Raw genomic sequence first — 15,516 nt, 5'->3', positions numbered from 1 at the left:
ACCTCCGTCCCCGACGATTCACCGTACTACCTCGACGGGGCGGCCCCGGTCGGCTCGTCGGTGAGGAGCTGCTCGGTCAGCTGCTCGACCAGGGCCTCGATCTCCGGCTCCGTGCCCCACTCGTCGATGTAGTGCTGCAGGCGCGCCCGCTCGTTGGCGCGCAGGGCCTCGGCCGCCGCGTCACCGTCGGAGGTCGCGGTCACGGTGTCGCCGTCGACGTCGACCAGGCCACGCGCCGCCAGCGAGTCCGCCACGCGGCGTACGGCCTCCGGCGTGCTCCCGGAGCGCTCGGCCATGGTGGCGACCGACCGCGGTCCCTTCAACGAGGCGCGCGTGACCATCCAGCACTCCTCCGGCGCGAGCTGGAGGTCGAGGTCGGCGGCCAGCGCCTCGTACACGCGCAGCGGGTCCTGACGCCCCACCCGCCGCCAGAGCAGCAGCCGCAGCTCCTCGAGCGACGTTCGGCTGGACGGGAGCGCAAAGGTCTCGCCGGCGGCGTGCCCGGCGTTCTGGCTGCCGACCGCCTTCTGCAGACGCACCTCGGGGATCAGCCACGTCAGCGCGAACGCCAGGATCGCGATCGGGACGGCGGAGAGGAAGACGAGGTCGATCGCATCGGTGTACGCGTCGAGGAACCAGCCCTGCACCTCCGGTGGGCACTGCGCCAGCGCCTCCGCCGACTTGCTCAGCGCGTCGCCGGCGCACGGCCCGGCGGCGGTGGCGGGCGGGCTCTCCGACAGCGAGCGCGTGAGAGCGTTGGTCAGGATGGTGCCGAACGCCGCGACACCGACCGAGCTGCCGATCGTCCGGAAGAACGTGGCACCGGACGTCGCCGTGCCGAGGTCGCGGTAGTCGACCGAGTTCTGGACGGCGAGCACCAGGACCTGCATCACCATGCCGATCCCGAGACCGAGGACGAACATGCTGAGCGAGGACTCCCAGGTCGACGTGTCGCGATCCATCAGTGACAGCAGGTACAGGCCGACCGCCATCACCGCCGTACCGACGATCGGGAACGCCTTGTAGTGGCCCGTCCGGCTGATGATCTGGCCGCTGCCGATCGAGGTCAGCAGCAGTCCGAGCATCAGCGGGAGCATCTCCAGGCCCGACTCCGTCGGGGACGAGCCCTTGATCTGCTGGAGGTACAGCGGGAGGAACGTGATCGCCCCGAACATCGCGAAGCCGACCACGAAGCCGACCACGGACGACATGGTGAACACGCGGTTCGCGAACAGCCGCAACGGCAGCACCGGCTCCTCCGCGCGCCGCTCGGCGACGACGAACCCGATCAGCGCAGCGATGCCGATCGCGATCGAGCCGTACACCGGCACGGAGTTCCAGTCCCAGGTCGTGCCCCCGAGGCTCGTGACCAGCACGATCGCCGTCGCGACCGTGCCGAGGAGCACGATGCCGGCGTAGTCGATGCTCGGGGTGCGGTCGGGACGCGTACGGGGCAGCACCGCCACGACGGCGACGAGCGCGACGACTCCGATCGGCAGGTTGATGTAGAAGACCCACCGCCACGACAGGTGGTCGACGAACAACCCGCCGAGCAGCGGGCCCGCGACGCTCGCGACACCGAACACGGCGCCGAAGACGCCCTGGTACTTCCCGCGGTCGCGAGGCGAGACCACGTCGCCGATGATCGCCTGCGCCAGCACCATCAGGCCGCCGCCACCGACGCCCTGCATCGCCCGCCACGCGATCAGCTGCCCCATCGTCTGCGACGTGCCGGCCAGCGCGGAGCCGACCAGGAAGATCACGATGCAGACGACGAAGACGCCCTTGCGGCCGAACAGGTCGCCGAACTTGCCCCACAGCATCGTCGTGACCGTCGAGGCGAGCATGTACGCGGTGACGACCCACGACAGGTGCTCGGCTCCACCCAGGTCGGTCACGATCGTCGGCAGAGCCGTCGCGACGATCGTCTGGTCGAGCGCCGCGAGGAGCATCGCGAGCATCAGGCCGCCGAAGATCCACCAGATCTTGTTCTGCGGCAGCGCCTCGGGATCTGTCTCCTGCTGCTGGTCGGCCATGCGGGGATTCTCGTCCAGGACGACCGGCCTCGCACGACTAGGACAGGCGGTCCCAGAGGAACCGGTAGGCGAGCGCCGCCATGTGCGCGGCCTGCGCATTGTTGGCCGCCCCGCCGTGACCGCCCTCGATGTTCTCGTAGTACGTGACGTCCTTGCCCGCATCGAGCATCTGCGCCGCCATCTTGCGGGCGTGCCCGGGATGCACGCGGTCGTCGCGCGTCGACGTCGTGAACAGCACCGGCGGGTACGGCCGGTCGGCGTCGAAGAGGTGGTACGGCGAGAACGTCGCGAGGAACTCCCAGTCGTCGGAGTCCGGGTCGCCGTACTCCGCGATCCACGACGCACCCGCCAGCAGCAGGTGGTAGCGCCGCATGTCGAGCAGCGGGACCTGGATGACGATCGCGCCGAAGAGCTCGGGGTACTGGGTCAGCATGTTGCCGGTGAGCAGCCCGCCGTTGGAGCCGCCCATCGCGCCGAGGTGCGCGGGCGAGGTGATGCGTCGCTCAGCGAGGTCTCGCGCGACCGCCGCGAAGTCCTCGTACGCCCGGTGCCGCTGGTCGCGCAGCGCCGCCTGGTGCCACGTGGGGCCGTACTCGCCGCCGCCGCGGATGTTCGCGACGACGTACACGCCACCCTGCTCGAGCCAGGCCCGCCCGAGCCCGCCGGAGTACGACGGGGTCAGCGAGATCTCGAACCCGCCGTAGCCGTACAGCAGAGTCGGCGCCGTGCCGTCGTACGCGAGGTCGTGCGGGCGCACCACGAAGTAGGGGACGCGGGTGCCGTCGGTCGATGCGGCGAAGTGCTGCTCGACGACCAGGCCGTCGGCGTCGAAGAAGGACGGCATCGACTTCAGCGGCACCGGCCGTGCGTTGACGCCGCGCGGTCCGAGATCGAGCAGCGAGAGTGTCGTCGGTGACAGGTAGTCGGTCGTGTAGAGCCACACCGCGTCGTCCTCGTCGGCGTCGACGGGGGCGACCTGGAGCGTGCCGAGGTCGGGCACGTGGTGCGCGGCGATGCGCTCCCAGCGGCCGTCCGGCTCGGTCGGGAGCGTCAGGACCTCCAGCCGCGATCGGACGTCCGTCATCAGCTCGAGGACCAGGCGGTGCGCCGTGAACGCGTAGCCGGCCAGCGCGCTGTTGCCCGTCGGCTCGTAGAGGACGGTGAAGTCGCGACCACCGTCGAGAAACCGGGTGAAGGACTGCGCGAGGAGCGATCCCGCCGCGTACGTGCGGCCGCCCACCGTCCAGTCCTCGCGCAGCTCGACGAGGAGCTGGTCGCCCTTGACGCTCGCCTCGGACGAGTCCGGGACGTCGATCTTCGTGAGTGCGACGTTGCCGTCAGCGCCGTCCGCGAGCAGGTAGCGCTCCGACGTGTAGAACGACGTCGCCCGCACGACCCAGTCGCGCTCGAACCCCGGCGTACGGTCGTGGAAGGCACCGATCGACAGGTCCTCGTGGGCGCCCTCGAAGACGATCTCGGACTCGGCCAGCGGCTCGCCGCGGCGCCACCGGCGGGCGATACGGGGGTAGCCGGACTCGGTCATCGAGCCCGGGCCGGTGTCGGTCTCCACGAACGCCGTGTCGCCGTCGATCCAGCTGACGTCGCCCTTGGCCTCCGGGCGGACGAACCCGTCCTCGACCCAGGTGCGCGACTCCAGGTCGTACTCTCGGGTGACGTCGGCGTCCGCCCCGCCGCGGGAGAGGGAGACGAGCGCCCGCTGGTACGCGAGCGGGCCGGTCCGCAGCACCTTCGCACCGTGCCAGACCCAGTTCTCGTCCTCGCTCTCGGCGAGCGCGTCGACGTCGAGGAGGACGTCCCAGTCGGGCGAGTCCGTGCGGTACGACGTGAGGGTCGTACGGCGCCAGACGCCACGGACGTGCTGCGCGTCGCGCCAGAAGTTGTAGTACCAGTCACCGGCCTTGCCGATCGGCGGGATCTTGGCGTCGGAGTCGAGGACCTCGAGGATCTGCTTCTCCGTCGCGCGGAACGCGTCGCTCGCCTCGAGGGCCCCGGCGGTCTCGGCGTTGCGGGCGCGGACCCAGTCCAGCGCGGCATCGCCGTCCACGTCCTCGAGCCACTGGTACGGGTCGGTGTGCGTCATACGTCGAGCCTAGGCGTACGCCCCAGCGCGGCGCGTACGCGTCTGCGCTCCGCGAAACGCCACGGCGACCTCGGACGGCGGTGACCGTCAGATCGGGTCGAGCGGAGGCTCCTCGGGCGACATCGCAGGGATCGCGCCGACGATGCGGTCGCGCGCGATCACCGACTGCAGCGCCCGCAGCGCCGAGGTGATCTCGCCTCCCCACGACGAGAAGAACGAGAACTGCCACCACCACAGCGCCTCGATCGGCCGGCCCGCCCGGGCGTGCTGCATGCCGTGCGCGAGGGCGGCGGTCAGGGAGATCACGTCGTCGGAGATCCGGTACGCGGCGGGCGCGGCCGGGTCGTCGTACGGGTCGAACACCTCGACGTACGTGTCGAAGCCGTCGAGGATCGTCGCGAGCGCGACGCGGGTGTCGTCGAGGTCGATGTCAGGACCGGTGTCGGGCTCGTAGCGGTCGGGCGGAACGAGCCGGGGCATCGCGGCCATCCGTGCGCCGATGGTGAGCGCGCGGCTCAGCTCGACGAGGAGGCCCGCGACGATCTCGTCCGGGTCGGTGATGCCGTCGAGTGAGCGCAGGCCCTCGAGGACGGCTTCGACGTCCTCGGCGAACCCGTTGGCGACCGCCGCCAGCTCGTCGTCCTTCGTCTCGCTCACCCTGCTCCCATCCATGGTTGGCCCATCCGTGGTCGGCTCGGCGTCACTCGACCGTACGCCGGCCTTCGAACGCGCGACCGAGGGTGACCTCGTCGGCGTACTCGAGGTCACCGCCTACAGGTAGTCCACTGGCCAGGCGCGTCACGCGCAACCCCAACGGCTTGAGAAGTCGGGTGAGATAGGTCGCGGTCGCCTCGCCCTCGAGGTTGGGGTCGGTCGCGAGGATGATCTCGGTGATCGCGCCGTCGGAGAGACGCTGCATGAGCTCACGGATCCGGAGGTCGTCCGGACCACGGCCGTCGATCGGCGAGATGGCGCCACCGAGGACGTGGTAGCGGCCACGGAACTCACGGGTGCGCTCGATCGCGACGACGTCCTTGGACTCCTCGACGACGCACAGCACCGTCGGGTCACGCCGCGGGTCGGCACAGATGCGGCACGTCTCCGACTCGGCGACGTTGCCGCAGGTGTCGCAGAAGCGCACCTTGTCCTTGACCTCGATGAGCACCTCCGCGAAGCGGCGTACGTCGACCGGGTCGGCGTCGAGCAGGTAGAAGGCGATCCGCTGGGCGCTCTTCGGGCCGATGCCGGGGAGTCGGCCGAGCTCGTCGATCAGGTCTTGGACGACCCCTTCGTACATGCGTCAGAACCCGAGCGCGCCCGCGCCGCCGCCACCGAGCGCGTCGCCGCCACCGCCGAAGCCGCTGGCGAACGGACCGAGCTTGTCGGCGGCGAGCTGCTCGGCCTGGTCGTTGGCGTCACGGACCGCGGCGACGACCATGTCGCCGAGGAGCTCGGCGTCGTCCGGGTCGACTGCCTCGGGCTTGATCTCCACGGAGATCAGCTCACCCGTGCCGGACACCGTGGCCTGGACGAGCCCGTTGGCGGCCTGGCCCGTCACGCGTGCACGGCCGAGCTCCTCCTTGGCGGCGAGGAGCTGCTCCTGCATCTTCTGGGCCTGCTCGAGCAGGGCGGACATGTCGGGCATGCCGCCACCTGGCTGACCGAGCCCGCCGAAATCATCACCGAACACCGGGACGTCCTCACCTGTCGTACGACCACGGCGTCGCCACCGCGGAGTGCTCCTCCAGCCTACCGGCGAGCACCGTCGGACCGGCCGAGGCGGCGGAGGCCGGCCGCGACCAGACCGGCGACGAGCCCGACCACGGCACCGGTGAAGAGACTGCTCGCGAAGGTCACCGATCGCATGACGACCGCCTCCGTCCCTTCGGTGAGGTCGCCGTCCAGAGACCCGCCGAGGCCGGGAGAGTCCTCGAACAACGAGTCCCACATGAGGTTGTGGCCGATGCCGAGCCCGATCCCGTACACCGCGCCGACGACCACGAGCGTCGTGACGGGTGACGGGACGCGGGCACGCAGCGCGACCACCACCCAGACCGCCGGCGGGGCGAGTGCGAGCACGGCGTTGACGAACGCACCCACGTCGACCCCGAGGTCGTGCACCACGGCCCTCGGCATCGCGAGAGCGGCCAGTGCGACGATCGCCCACACCGGGAGCCCGAGCCGTGAGCGGCTCATCACCGATCACCTCGCGGACCACGGGACGCCTCGATGGTCAGGCGCGGCAGGGCGCGGTCCAACCAGCGGGGCAGCCACCAGTTGCGGTCGCCGAGCAGCTCCATCACCGCCGGCACGAGCACGAGACGCACCAGGGTCGCGTCGATGAAGACCGCGAACGCGAGCCCGAACCCGAAGAGCTGCAGCTCGCGGCTGGACCCGAGCACGAAGCTCCCGAAGACGCACACCATGATCGCGGCGGCGGCAGAGATCACCCGTGCCGTGCGCGCGAGTCCCTCGGCCACAGCGGTCGCGTTGTCGCCCGTCCGGTCGTACTCCTCCCGGACGCGCGACAGGAGGAACACCTCGTAGTCCATCGACAGACCGAAGACGATCGCGATCATCATCATCGGTACCCACGCCTCGATCGGCGCGCTCGCGCCGAGGTCGAGCAGCTCGACCCCCCATCCCCACTGGAACACGGCCACCACCGCACCGAACGCCGCGCCGAGCGAGAGGAGGTTGACCAGCACCGCCTTGACCGCGACCGCGAGCCCGCGGAAGACCGCGACGAGCAGCACCAGGGCCGCACCGAGGACGACCGCGAGGAACAGCGGGAGGCGATCCGCGGTGTAGTCGGCGAAGTCCACCGCGGCCGCCGTCGCTCCACCGACCGCGACCTCGAGCGCGTCGCCCGAGCTCGCCGGCACGACGTCGTCACGGATGCGGTGCACGAGGTCGGCCGTCGCCTCGTCCTGAGGCCCCGTCGTCGGGATCACCTGGAGGAGTGCGACGTCACCGGACTGGGAGAGCACCGGCGGCGTCGTGGCGGCTACCCCGGGGGTCGCCGCCAGCGCGTCGGCGAGCGCGTCCACGTCCTCGGGGCCGGCACCTTCCTCCAGCGCCGCCGCGACCACGAGCGGGCCGTTGGCGCCCGGTCCGAAGCCCTCCGCGACGAGGTCGTACGCCCGTCGGCCGGTGTCGCTGGTCGGGCGGGTCCCCGCGTCGGAGAAGCCGAGCCGCAGGTCCAGGACGGGGAGCGTGAGCAGCACGAGCACGGCGGTCGCCGCGATCGCTGCAGGCCACGGCCTCCTCTGGACCACGCGGCTCCACCGGCGGGCGAGCTGACCGTCGTCGGAGGTGGTACGCCGTCGGTGGACCGACAGCCGGTCGATCCGCCGGCCGGTGATCGCGAGCATCGCGGGCAGCAGCGTGACGGCGGCCAGCATGGTGACGAGCACGGCACCCGCGATGCCCAGGGCGACGCCCGTGATGACCTTGAGGTCCATCAGCACCAGCCCGAGCGAGGCGATCACCACCGTCACGCCGGCGAACAGGACGGACCGGCCCGCCGTCGTCTGCGCGACCACCACCGCACGGGCAGGATGCGCTCCCCCCGCGAGCGCCTCCCGGTAGCGGGTGACCACGAGGAGCGCGTAGTCGATGCCGACGCCGATCGCGATCATCGCCGCGACCGGAGCGGCGAAGCTCGGCATGTCGACCGCTCGCGCGCCGAGCGCCACCAGGGCGACGCCGCTCGCCGCTCCCACGACGCCCACGAGGATCGGCAGCACCATCGCGAACACCGACCCGAAGGCGAAGAGGAGGATCACGATCGCGGCGAGCACGCCGATCAGCTCGCTCGGCGGACCGCTCTCGCCCTCCTGCTCAGCACCGAGGCCGCCGACCTCGACGGTCAGGTCGTCGGAGGCGAACGAGGCCCGCACGTCGAACAGGTCGTCAGCGAGCTCTGCCGTCGCCTCGGCGTCCTGGGTGGGCAGCCCGACCGTGACGTACCCGGTCGTACGGTCGGGTGAGAGCTGGTGGGCCCCCTCGGGGTCGAAGGGATTGACGACGTTCGCGTCCGGGACGCGGTCCTCGATCTCGGCGACCATCGACGCCACCTGCGCACGCTCGTCGTCCAGGCCGTCGTCGCTGTGCACCACCAGCTGCGCCTGGGTCCCGGCGTCGGACGAGAATCCGCCGTCCTCCAGGATCTGCACCGCGCGGGCGCTCTGCGATCCGGGCAGCTCGTAGTCGTCGCTGGTCTCACCCCCGAACGTGCCGGACAGCGCCGACAGCGCCACCACGACGAGGATCCACCCCGCCACCACGAACCACCGCGCCCTCTGACAGACGCGCGCAAGGCTCTCCATGACGTCCCCTTCCTCTCCTCGACCGGCCTGTCCGTACGACAGGTCGACGACAGGCCACGCTAGGAGCGCAGGAAGGGCGGATCAGTCCCTCAGGAGCGGCAGTCGCATCGCTTCTGGGCGTACGACGCTCAGGGTCGCGTCAGTCGACGAGACCGGCCCGGTGGGCGAGAACGACCAGCTGCGCGCGGTCGCGGGCGTCGAGCTTGGAGAGCAGACGGCTGACGTACGTCCGGGCTGTCTCCGGGCTCAGGAACAGCGCCTTGCCGATCTCGTCGTTCGTGAGGCCGAGACCCACGTGGGTGAGCACCTCGACCTCGCGCTCGGTGAGTCCGGCGAGCTTCTCCTCACGGCTCTTGCGGGTCGGCAGCCGAGCGACGCGGTCCATCAGCTGACGAAGGACGCCCGGCGCGATCTGGGCGCGCCCGTCCGCAGCGTTGCGGACCGCCCGCCGGAGCTCGTCGGCGTCGATGTCCTTGAGGAGGTAGCCGTTGGCGCCCGCGGCGATCGCGTCCACGACGTCGTCCTCGTCGTCGAACGTCGTCAGCACGAGCACGGGCGTCTCGACGAGGAGGGGGTCCGCGCGCATCGCCCGGATCGCCTCCGTCCCGGACATGACGGGCATCTGGAGGTCCATGAGGACGACGTCCGGCCGGAGCTCGCGAGCCACGCGCAGCGCCTCGCGTCCGTCGCTCGCCTCACCGGCGACCGCGATGTCGTCGGTGTTCTGCATGATGGCGCGCAGCCCGTGCCGCAGGAGCACCTGGTCGTCGACGAGCAGCAGCCGGATCATGCGGTGCCCCCTGACGTGCCGTTGCCGCTCGGCACCGGCATCGTCGGGATCGACGCCTCCACGACCCAACCGCACGCGTCGGCGTCGACCTCGAGCGTGCCACCCAGGTCGGCGACGCGCTCTCGCATTCCGCTCAGGCCGTGCCCCGGCCGGATCTGCGGGGGTACGACTGCCGTCCCGTCGTCGACGACGCGGACGCCGAGAAGTCCGGGCTCCCGCAGCCCCACTCGTACGCTGATGCTGCGACCGTTCGAGTGCCGCAGGGTGTTCGTGATCGCCTCCTGGACGAGTCGGAACGCCGCCGCGCCGACCTCCGGTGCGACCTCGACCGGGTCCACCTGTACGTCGACGGCGTACCCCGCGGCGGTCGGCGCGACCCGAAGGCGCTCCACCTGGTCGAGTCCGGCGTCGGAGTCGAACTGTCCACTGCCACGCAGCACCGCGACCGTGCGGCGCAGGTGTGACGAGGCCTCCGTGATCGACGACCGTACGAGCTCCTGCGCGTCGTCGCGCTCACGACCGTCGTGCGCCTCGCGGGCGACGTCGGAGTAGAGCGAGGCGACCGACAGCGAGTGCCCCATCGAGTCGTGCAGCTCCCGCGCGAGCCGCATCCGTTCCTCTCTCACCTCCACCACCCGGTCCAGCTCGCCCTGACGGGTCAGCAGGCGCGAGACCTGCTCGGTGCGCCGTCGCAGCCGCCTCCCGGCCCGGACGCTGCTGCCGAGCGCGATCGCGGCGGCGATGAGCGCCGCGTGCGTGACGAACTCGTACCCGACCACCAGGGACACGTTCTGTCCGACCGCCACCCGGTACACCGTGGACAGCCCGAGCGTGAGCGCTCCGGTGACGACGGCCGCACGCAGGTGCCCCATCTCCGCGGCCGAGTAGAGCGCCGCCGCGATCGGAACCGCGACGCCGATCGCGGGGAACCCCGCCGCGTAGTAGCTGAAGAAGCCGAGCGTCGTGAGCACGAGCACCAGCACCGGGTGGCTTCGCCGGATCAGCATGAGCAGGCCGAGCCCGACAGCCCACAGGTACGCCAGCGGGTTGACGTCGCCCCCGCGCCCCTCGTGGGAGGTGGCGACAACCGCGAGCACGACGGCGACACCGACGCACAGCAGCACGTCCGTCCTGCGCGGGGTCATGATCGGCGTCCTCACACCACGATGCTAGGGCGGACAGGGCGACGGTGCGGTCGCCGTGGAGCGACTGACGGGTCTCCCGCGAGCGACTCTCGCTATATGACCGTTGACATGTGACATTGACAATGTCACGCTGACGGACATGCTTTCCACGCCCCTCGCCGTCGAGCCACGTCCTGCGGGCGGCGCTGCGCTGGACCAGGTCCTCGGCGTCAGCGCGGCCTCGACGGTCGTGTTCGCCGTCCTCGTCTGGGTCGCGTGGGCGCACCGTACCCGCCGGATCACCTGGCTCCGACGGCTGGCCGAACGGGCCGAGACCACGGTCGGTCGTCCCGGCTGGGTGGCACTGCCGGGTGGGCTGCTCGCCGTCGCTCTGCTGACGGCCTTCCTCGGATTCATCTGGGACGTCAGCCTCCACGCAGGCGTGGGTCGCGACGAGGGTCCGCTGGCGAACCCGGCCCACTACCTCATCCTCGTCGGCCTCTTCCTCACGTTCATCGCCGGCGCGACCGCGATGGTCCTGCCGCTCGACGAGGTTCCCGGACCGGCCGCCGTCAAGATCACCCGCACCTGGCACGTCCCGGTCGGCGGCCTCCTCGTCGCAGGCTCCGGCCTGTACGCCCTGATCGGCTTCCCGCTCGACGACGTGTGGCACCGCATCTTCGGTCAGGACGTGACGCTGTGGGGCCCGACCCACATCATGCTCATCGGCGGCGCCGGGCTGTCCCTGATCGGCGTCCTGGTGCTGCTCCGCGAGGGAGACCTCGCGCGCGGCACGACCGCCGCGACCCTGCGCGACCTGCGCGTACGCCTCTCCTGGACCGCCGCGTTCGGCGGGCTGCTCGTCGGTCTGTCGGTGTTCCAGGTCGAGTACGACTTCGGCATCCAGCAGTTCCGGATGCCGCTGCACCCGATGATGATCGCCGCGGCCGCGGGTCTCGCGCTCGTCGCCGCCCGGGTCGTGCTCGGTGCGTTCGGCGCCGTGCTGGCCGTCCTCTTCTACCTGGCGATCCGCATCGGGACGGCAGTGCTCGTCGGACCCGTCCTCGGCGAGGCACACAACGTGTTCCCTGCCTATCTCGGCACCGCCGTCGTCATCGAGCTGCTGGCCCTCGTCGCACCGCTCTACCGGCGCCGGTTGCTCTTCGGCGCGGCCGCCGGCCTCGCACTGTCGACGGTCGGTCTCACCCTCGAGGGCCTCTGGGTGGAGGCAGCATTCGTCCTCCCGTGGACGAGTGACATGTGGTTCGAGGGCCTGCTGATGTCGGTTCCGGTCGGCGTCCTCGCGGGCATGGTCGGAGCGCTGTTCGGCACGGCGCTGACGTCCGGCGAGATCCCCGGGAGGGCAGTGTGCCGCACGATCGTCGTCGCGGGTGTCATCGTCCTTTCGGTGTCGCTCGGCAACGGCCTGTACGCCACCGTCCCCGACGCGAGCGCGACGGTCGAGCTGACCGACGTCGTCACTGATCCGGCGGCTCGCACGGTCGACGCCCGCGTCACGTTCGATCCCGTCGACCTCCCGAGCGACGACCCCACCTGGGTCCAGATCACCGCGTGGCAGGGCGGAGGTGAAGGCGTCGTCGTCGACCGGCTCCGCGAGACCTCACCCGGGGTCTGGGAGACCACGAGGCCGATCCCGGTCCACGGCACCTGGAAGACGCTGGTCCGCGTGTCCGATGACCGGACCCTCGCCGCGGTCCCGATCTGGATGCCTGCCGACGAGGCGATCGGTGCGGAGGAGCTGGCCGCGCCCGAGAGCTTCACCCGGGCGTTCGTGCCCGAGACCTCGATCCTCCAGCGCGAGAAGAACGCCGACCACCCCGCGTGGCTGTGGAACGTGTCCTGCACGGTGGTCGCGATCTGCTCGCTCCTCCTGCTCTGGGCCCTGGCCTGGGGCGCCGCCCGAGTCGCTCGCGCCACTCCGCGCCCGACGAGCGCCGTCCGGTCCACCGACGAACGCCCACCCGCACGCGTCTGACCATGCCCCCTGACACCGTCCTGCTCGCACACCACCCGCTGCTGCTCGCCATCCCGGCCTTCGTCCCCGCGATCGCGATCACGGTCGTCGTGCTCGTCGTCGCCCGGCGCGACCGCGTCGCCGAGGCACGCGAGCTCGCCGCTGCCGCGCCCACCACGCCCGTCCAGGAGGACGACCGATGATCCCGCGCCGTACGCTGTCCGTCCTCGCCGTCGCCGGCATGCTCGTGCTGGCGGGGTGCGCGGAGGACCCCGTGGTCGACGCGAGCACACCGATCTCCATCACGGTGACGATCGCCGACGGCACGATCACTCCGCTCGGGCTCGAGTACGACGCGTCGACCGGCCAGCCGGTCGTCGTCGACGTCACGTCCGACACCGACGACGAGCTCCACCTCCACGCCGAGCCTGAGAAGACGTTCGCCGTCACGCCCGGGACGCACCAGTTCCAGTTCACGGTGGACGTCCCCGGGAGCGTCTCGCTGGAGTCCCACCACGTCGGAGGGACGATCGCCACCATCGACGTACGCCCGTGATCGTCGACTCCGACACGGTCCTCGCCCACGGCGTCGGCGGGTCGACTGACCTCCCGGTCCCGCTGGAGTACGCGATGCTCGGCGCCGCCTGGGCGCTGACGGTGTCGTTCGCGGTCCTCGCACTCGCGTGGCGGCGTCCGAGGCTCGACCCGAGGTCTCCCGGTCGCGCGCTGCCGCCGCGGGTGACCCGTACGGTCGACAGCGCAGCCACCCGCGCCCTGCTGGCAGCCCTCGGCGTCGCCTTCACCGGCTGGGTCGCGCTCGCGGCGTTCGGCGGTGAGCCAGGTCCCACCAACGGAGCACCCGGCGCCTTCTACGTGCTGCTGTGGGTCGGCATCGTTCCGATGTCGCTGGCCCTCGGCCATGTCTGGTCGTACGTCTCGCCCACGCGCGCGCTTCATCACGCGGTCAGCCGCATGCTCCGTCGCGACCCGGCGACGGGTCTGTGGACCTATCCCGCCGCACTCGGCTACTGGCCGGCTGCGCTGGGGCTGCTGGCGTTCGTGTGGACCGAGCTCGCGTCCCCCGAGCCCGGGTCGTTGACGACGATCCGGGTCTGGCTCGTCGGCTACCTCGCCGTCGGCGTCCTCGGCGGGCTGGCCTTCGGGCGCCGGTGGTTCGAACGCGCCGACCCGTTCGACGTCTACGCCGCTCTCGTCGCAGCACTCTCGCCGTTCGGGCGGCGCGACCCGACCGGCCACTCGCCCGCGGACCGCCGCGTCGTCGTACGCAACCCGCTGTCGAACCTTGCCGGGCTCCCCATCGACCGCGGGATCGTCGCCGTCGTCGCCGTCCTGCTCGGCTCGACCGCGTTCGACTCCGCCACCGGGACGTCGTGGTGGTTGACGCAGGTGCAGACCTGGTACGCCGGGTCGCCGGCGCTCGCCGTCGCGTACAGGGCGCTCGGACTCCTGGCCGCGATCGCGCTCGTCGCCCTCGTGTTCGTCCTGGCCGCGCGGGCGACCGGCGGTCTGACCTCGGTCCAGCGGCGGTCGATGCCGGCGGAGCTGGCGCACTCGCTCGTCCCGATCGTCGTCGGGTACGTCGGCGCGCACTACCTCTCGTACCTCGTGGAGAAGGGTCAGCGCACCCTCATCGCGCTCGCCGACCCGCTCGACCGTGGCTGGGACCCGCTAGGGATCGGCGGCCTCGCGCCGTCGTACTGGCTCTCCGAGCACCCGCACCTCCTCGCCGTCCTCAAGGTGGGGCTCGTGCTCACCGGGCACGTCCTCGGGGTGATCGCCGCCCACGACCGCTGCATCCGGCTCCTGCCGCGCGCGCACCACCTCACCGGACAGCTTGCCCTGATGCTCGTGATGGTCGGCTACACGTTCCTCGGTCTGTTCCTGCTGTTCGCCGGGTGACCGCGGCCCCCGGGTCGTACGAGCGGCGACCTAGGCTTCTGCTGTGGAGCGACCCGACGGACCGGCCTTCGAGGTGTGGCTGTTCTTCTTCGTCGTCGTCTTCCTGCGGGCCCAGGCGACGTACTGGATCGCACGCGTCGTCACCAGCCAGGTCCTCTCGCACACCCACCCGCAGTCGGGTTGGCGAGCACGGGTCCACGCGTGGCTCTCGGGCGACTCGACCCGTCGCGGCATCGACCTGCTCCGGCGCTGGGGTGTGGTCGCGGTGCCGATCTCGTTCCTGACGGTCGGCCTCCAGACGGTGGTGAACGCCGGCGCGGGCGTGATCCGGATGCCGTTCCTCCGCTACCTGCTCGCGATGCTTCCCGGGTGCGCGGCGTGGGCGCTCGTCTGGACCACGGTGGGGATGACGGCGTTCTACGCGGCGGTCGGCGCCGGCCTCACGACGGGGTGGGGGCTCGTGGCCGCCGCAGCCGCGATCGTGCTGGTCGCCGCCGGCGTGGCCGTCGTACGCCGCCGCGCGCGCACGCGGTCGTCCGCGCCTTAGCCGGGCGTCAGGCCCGTCGGCTCAGGAACGCACGCAGCAGGTCGTGGCCGCGGGGCGTCAGGATCGACTCGGGGTGGATCTGGACGCCCTCGACGGGGTGCTCTCGGTGCCGGATCCCCATCAGGACCCCCTCACCGTTCCAGGCGGTCGCGACCAGGGCGGCGGGGAGGTCCTGCACGATCAGGGAGTGGTAGCGCGCGGCGACCAGCGGGCCGACGATCCCCGCGTAGACCCCGGCGCCGTCGTGGTGCACGAGCGACGGCACGCCGTGCACCGGTCGCGGGGCGCGCACGACCGCGGCCCCGTACGCCTCGCCGATCGCCTGGTGCCCCAGGCACACACCGAGGATCGGGGTCGTCGCGCCGAGCGCCCGCACGGCTTCGACGCTGACACCTGCCTCCGAGGGCGCGCCGGGTCCGGGCGAGATGACGAGGTGCGTGAAGGCACCGGTCCGGCGCTGCGCGAGGAGGTCGTCGACGGTGACGGCGTCGTTGCGGACCACCGTGGCCGTGGCGCCGAGCTCGCGGACGTACTGCGCGAGGTTGTGCACGAACGAGTCGTAGTTGTCGATCAGCAGGACGCGAGCACCGACGTTGCGTATCGACATCGCGCCCACCAGGTCGTCGGAACGTCGATACGCAACGTCGATGATCCAGGCTGTCGTGGGACCGGGCTCGCGCCGTACGACCCCC

Annotated in this window: 15 protein-coding genes; 5 read left to right on the top strand and 10 right to left on the bottom strand. The window is 71.4% G+C overall.

The features are described from left to right. Positions 1 to 26: 26 nt before the first annotated feature. From AB3M34_RS01385 to AB3M34_RS01345, 9 genes are all read right to left on the bottom strand, one after another. The gene (locus AB3M34_RS01385; RefSeq protein WP_370617288.1) at positions 27 to 2,036 is read right to left on the bottom strand and encodes an MDR family MFS transporter; all 2,010 of its coding nucleotides are present in this window, start codon (positions 2,034 to 2,036) and stop codon (positions 27 to 29) included. 37 nt (positions 2,037 to 2,073) lie between these two features. Further along, a complete protein-coding gene (locus tag AB3M34_RS01380) occupies positions 2,074 to 4,137 on the bottom strand; it encodes a prolyl oligopeptidase family serine peptidase (RefSeq protein WP_370617287.1) in 2,064 nt (687 codons plus the stop codon). Between the two features lie 87 nt (positions 4,138 to 4,224). Further along, the gene (locus AB3M34_RS01375; RefSeq protein ID WP_370617286.1) at positions 4,225 to 4,794 is read right to left on the bottom strand and encodes a DUF5063 domain-containing protein; all 570 of its coding nucleotides are present in this window, start codon (positions 4,792 to 4,794) and stop codon (positions 4,225 to 4,227) included. 43 nt (positions 4,795 to 4,837) lie between these two features. Beyond that, positions 4,838 to 5,434 (bottom strand): recombination mediator RecR, encoded by a 597-nt coding sequence (gene recR / locus AB3M34_RS01370; protein WP_370617285.1) that lies wholly within the window; start codon positions 5,432 to 5,434, stop codon positions 4,838 to 4,840. A gap of 3 nt (positions 5,435 to 5,437) precedes the next feature. Then, positions 5,438 to 5,782, bottom strand: a complete 345-nt coding sequence (locus AB3M34_RS01365) for a YbaB/EbfC family nucleoid-associated protein (protein WP_370619920.1) — start codon at positions 5,780 to 5,782, stop codon at positions 5,438 to 5,440. A 104-nt stretch (positions 5,783 to 5,886) separates the two neighbouring features. Further along, complete coding sequence (locus tag AB3M34_RS01360; protein ID WP_370617284.1) at positions 5,887 to 6,333, bottom strand: hypothetical protein; 447 nt, start codon at positions 6,331 to 6,333, stop codon at positions 5,887 to 5,889. Further along, on the bottom strand, positions 6,333 to 8,468 hold the full coding sequence (locus AB3M34_RS01355) for an MMPL family transporter (protein ID WP_370617283.1): 2,136 nt from the start codon (positions 8,466 to 8,468) through the stop codon (positions 6,333 to 6,335). Before AB3M34_RS01355 ends, AB3M34_RS01360 begins: the two co-directional genes overlap by 1 nt. Positions 8,469 to 8,607: 139 nt before the next feature. Further along, positions 8,608 to 9,258, bottom strand: coding sequence for a response regulator (locus AB3M34_RS01350; RefSeq protein WP_370617282.1), 651 nt, complete (start codon positions 9,256 to 9,258; stop codon positions 8,608 to 8,610). Further along, positions 9,255 to 10,418 (bottom strand): sensor histidine kinase, encoded by a 1,164-nt coding sequence (locus AB3M34_RS01345; RefSeq protein ID WP_370617281.1) that lies wholly within the window; start codon positions 10,416 to 10,418, stop codon positions 9,255 to 9,257. Before AB3M34_RS01345 ends, AB3M34_RS01350 begins: the two co-directional genes overlap by 4 nt. A gap of 124 nt (positions 10,419 to 10,542) precedes the next feature. Between AB3M34_RS01345 and AB3M34_RS01340 the strand changes: the two genes are divergently transcribed. The 5 genes from AB3M34_RS01340 to AB3M34_RS01320 are packed head-to-tail and all read left to right on the top strand — an operon-like array spanning position 10,543 to position 14,824. After that, positions 10,543 to 12,378, top strand: coding sequence for a hypothetical protein (locus AB3M34_RS01340; protein ID WP_370617280.1), 1,836 nt, complete (start codon positions 10,543 to 10,545; stop codon positions 12,376 to 12,378). A 2-nt stretch (positions 12,379 to 12,380) separates the two neighbouring features. Continuing rightward, positions 12,381 to 12,560 (top strand): hypothetical protein, encoded by a 180-nt coding sequence (locus AB3M34_RS01335; protein ID WP_370617279.1) that lies wholly within the window; start codon positions 12,381 to 12,383, stop codon positions 12,558 to 12,560. Further along, the gene (locus AB3M34_RS01330; RefSeq protein WP_370617278.1) at positions 12,557 to 12,913 is read left to right on the top strand and encodes a hypothetical protein; all 357 of its coding nucleotides are present in this window, start codon (positions 12,557 to 12,559) and stop codon (positions 12,911 to 12,913) included. The genes AB3M34_RS01335 and AB3M34_RS01330 overlap by 4 nt, the downstream gene beginning before the upstream one ends. Beyond that, positions 12,910 to 14,277, top strand: a complete 1,368-nt coding sequence (locus AB3M34_RS01325) for a hypothetical protein (RefSeq protein WP_370617277.1) — start codon at positions 12,910 to 12,912, stop codon at positions 14,275 to 14,277. Before AB3M34_RS01330 ends, AB3M34_RS01325 begins: the two co-directional genes overlap by 4 nt. Before the next feature lie 43 nt (positions 14,278 to 14,320). Further along, the gene (locus AB3M34_RS01320) at positions 14,321 to 14,824 is read left to right on the top strand and encodes a DedA family protein (RefSeq protein WP_370617276.1); all 504 of its coding nucleotides are present in this window, start codon (positions 14,321 to 14,323) and stop codon (positions 14,822 to 14,824) included. Between the two features lie 7 nt (positions 14,825 to 14,831). On the opposite strand, the gene AB3M34_RS22165 is transcribed toward AB3M34_RS01320, so the two are convergent. Beyond that, a complete protein-coding gene (locus AB3M34_RS22165; protein ID WP_407070174.1) occupies positions 14,832 to 15,431 on the bottom strand; it encodes an anthranilate synthase component II in 600 nt (199 codons plus the stop codon). Between the last annotated feature and the right edge of the window lie 85 nt (positions 15,432 to 15,516).

Origin of the sequence: Mumia sp. Pv4-285, from assembly GCF_041320275.1 — a bacterium.
Lineage (GTDB): Bacteria > Actinomycetota > Actinomycetes > Propionibacteriales > Nocardioidaceae > Mumia > Mumia qirimensis.
The sequence above is the reverse complement of the archived record's forward strand: the minus strand, read 5'-3'. Positions and strand labels throughout refer to the sequence as shown.

What these genes read in the sequence shown, in the direction of transcription:
- AB3M34_RS01380 (WP_370617287.1), bottom strand. Translation starts at nt 4,137, where the DNA reads ATGACGCACACCGACCCGTACCAGTGGCTCGAGGACGTGGACGGCGAT.
- AB3M34_RS01330 (WP_370617278.1), top strand. Translation starts at nt 12,557, where the DNA reads ATGATCCCGCGCCGTACGCTGTCCGTCCTCGCCGTCGCCGGCATGCTC.
- AB3M34_RS01355 (WP_370617283.1), bottom strand. Translation starts at nt 8,468, where the DNA reads ATGGAGAGCCTTGCGCGCGTCTGTCAGAGGGCGCGGTGGTTCGTGGTG.
- AB3M34_RS01385 (WP_370617288.1), bottom strand. Translation starts at nt 2,036, where the DNA reads ATGGCCGACCAGCAGCAGGAGACAGATCCCGAGGCGCTGCCGCAGAAC.
- AB3M34_RS22165 (WP_407070174.1), bottom strand. Translation starts at nt 15,431, where the DNA reads ATGTCGATACGCAACGTCGGTGCTCGCGTCCTGCTGATCGACAACTAC.
- AB3M34_RS01365 (WP_370619920.1), bottom strand. Translation starts at nt 5,782, where the DNA reads ATGCCCGACATGTCCGCCCTGCTCGAGCAGGCCCAGAAGATGCAGGAG.
- AB3M34_RS01340 (WP_370617280.1), top strand. Translation starts at nt 10,543, where the DNA reads ATGCTTTCCACGCCCCTCGCCGTCGAGCCACGTCCTGCGGGCGGCGCT.
- AB3M34_RS01360 (WP_370617284.1), bottom strand. Translation starts at nt 6,333, where the DNA reads ATGAGCCGCTCACGGCTCGGGCTCCCGGTGTGGGCGATCGTCGCACTG.
- AB3M34_RS01350 (WP_370617282.1), bottom strand. Translation starts at nt 9,258, where the DNA reads ATGATCCGGCTGCTGCTCGTCGACGACCAGGTGCTCCTGCGGCACGGG.
- recR (WP_370617285.1), bottom strand. Translation starts at nt 5,434, where the DNA reads ATGTACGAAGGGGTCGTCCAAGACCTGATCGACGAGCTCGGCCGACTC.
- AB3M34_RS01335 (WP_370617279.1), top strand. Translation starts at nt 12,381, where the DNA reads ATGCCCCCTGACACCGTCCTGCTCGCACACCACCCGCTGCTGCTCGCC.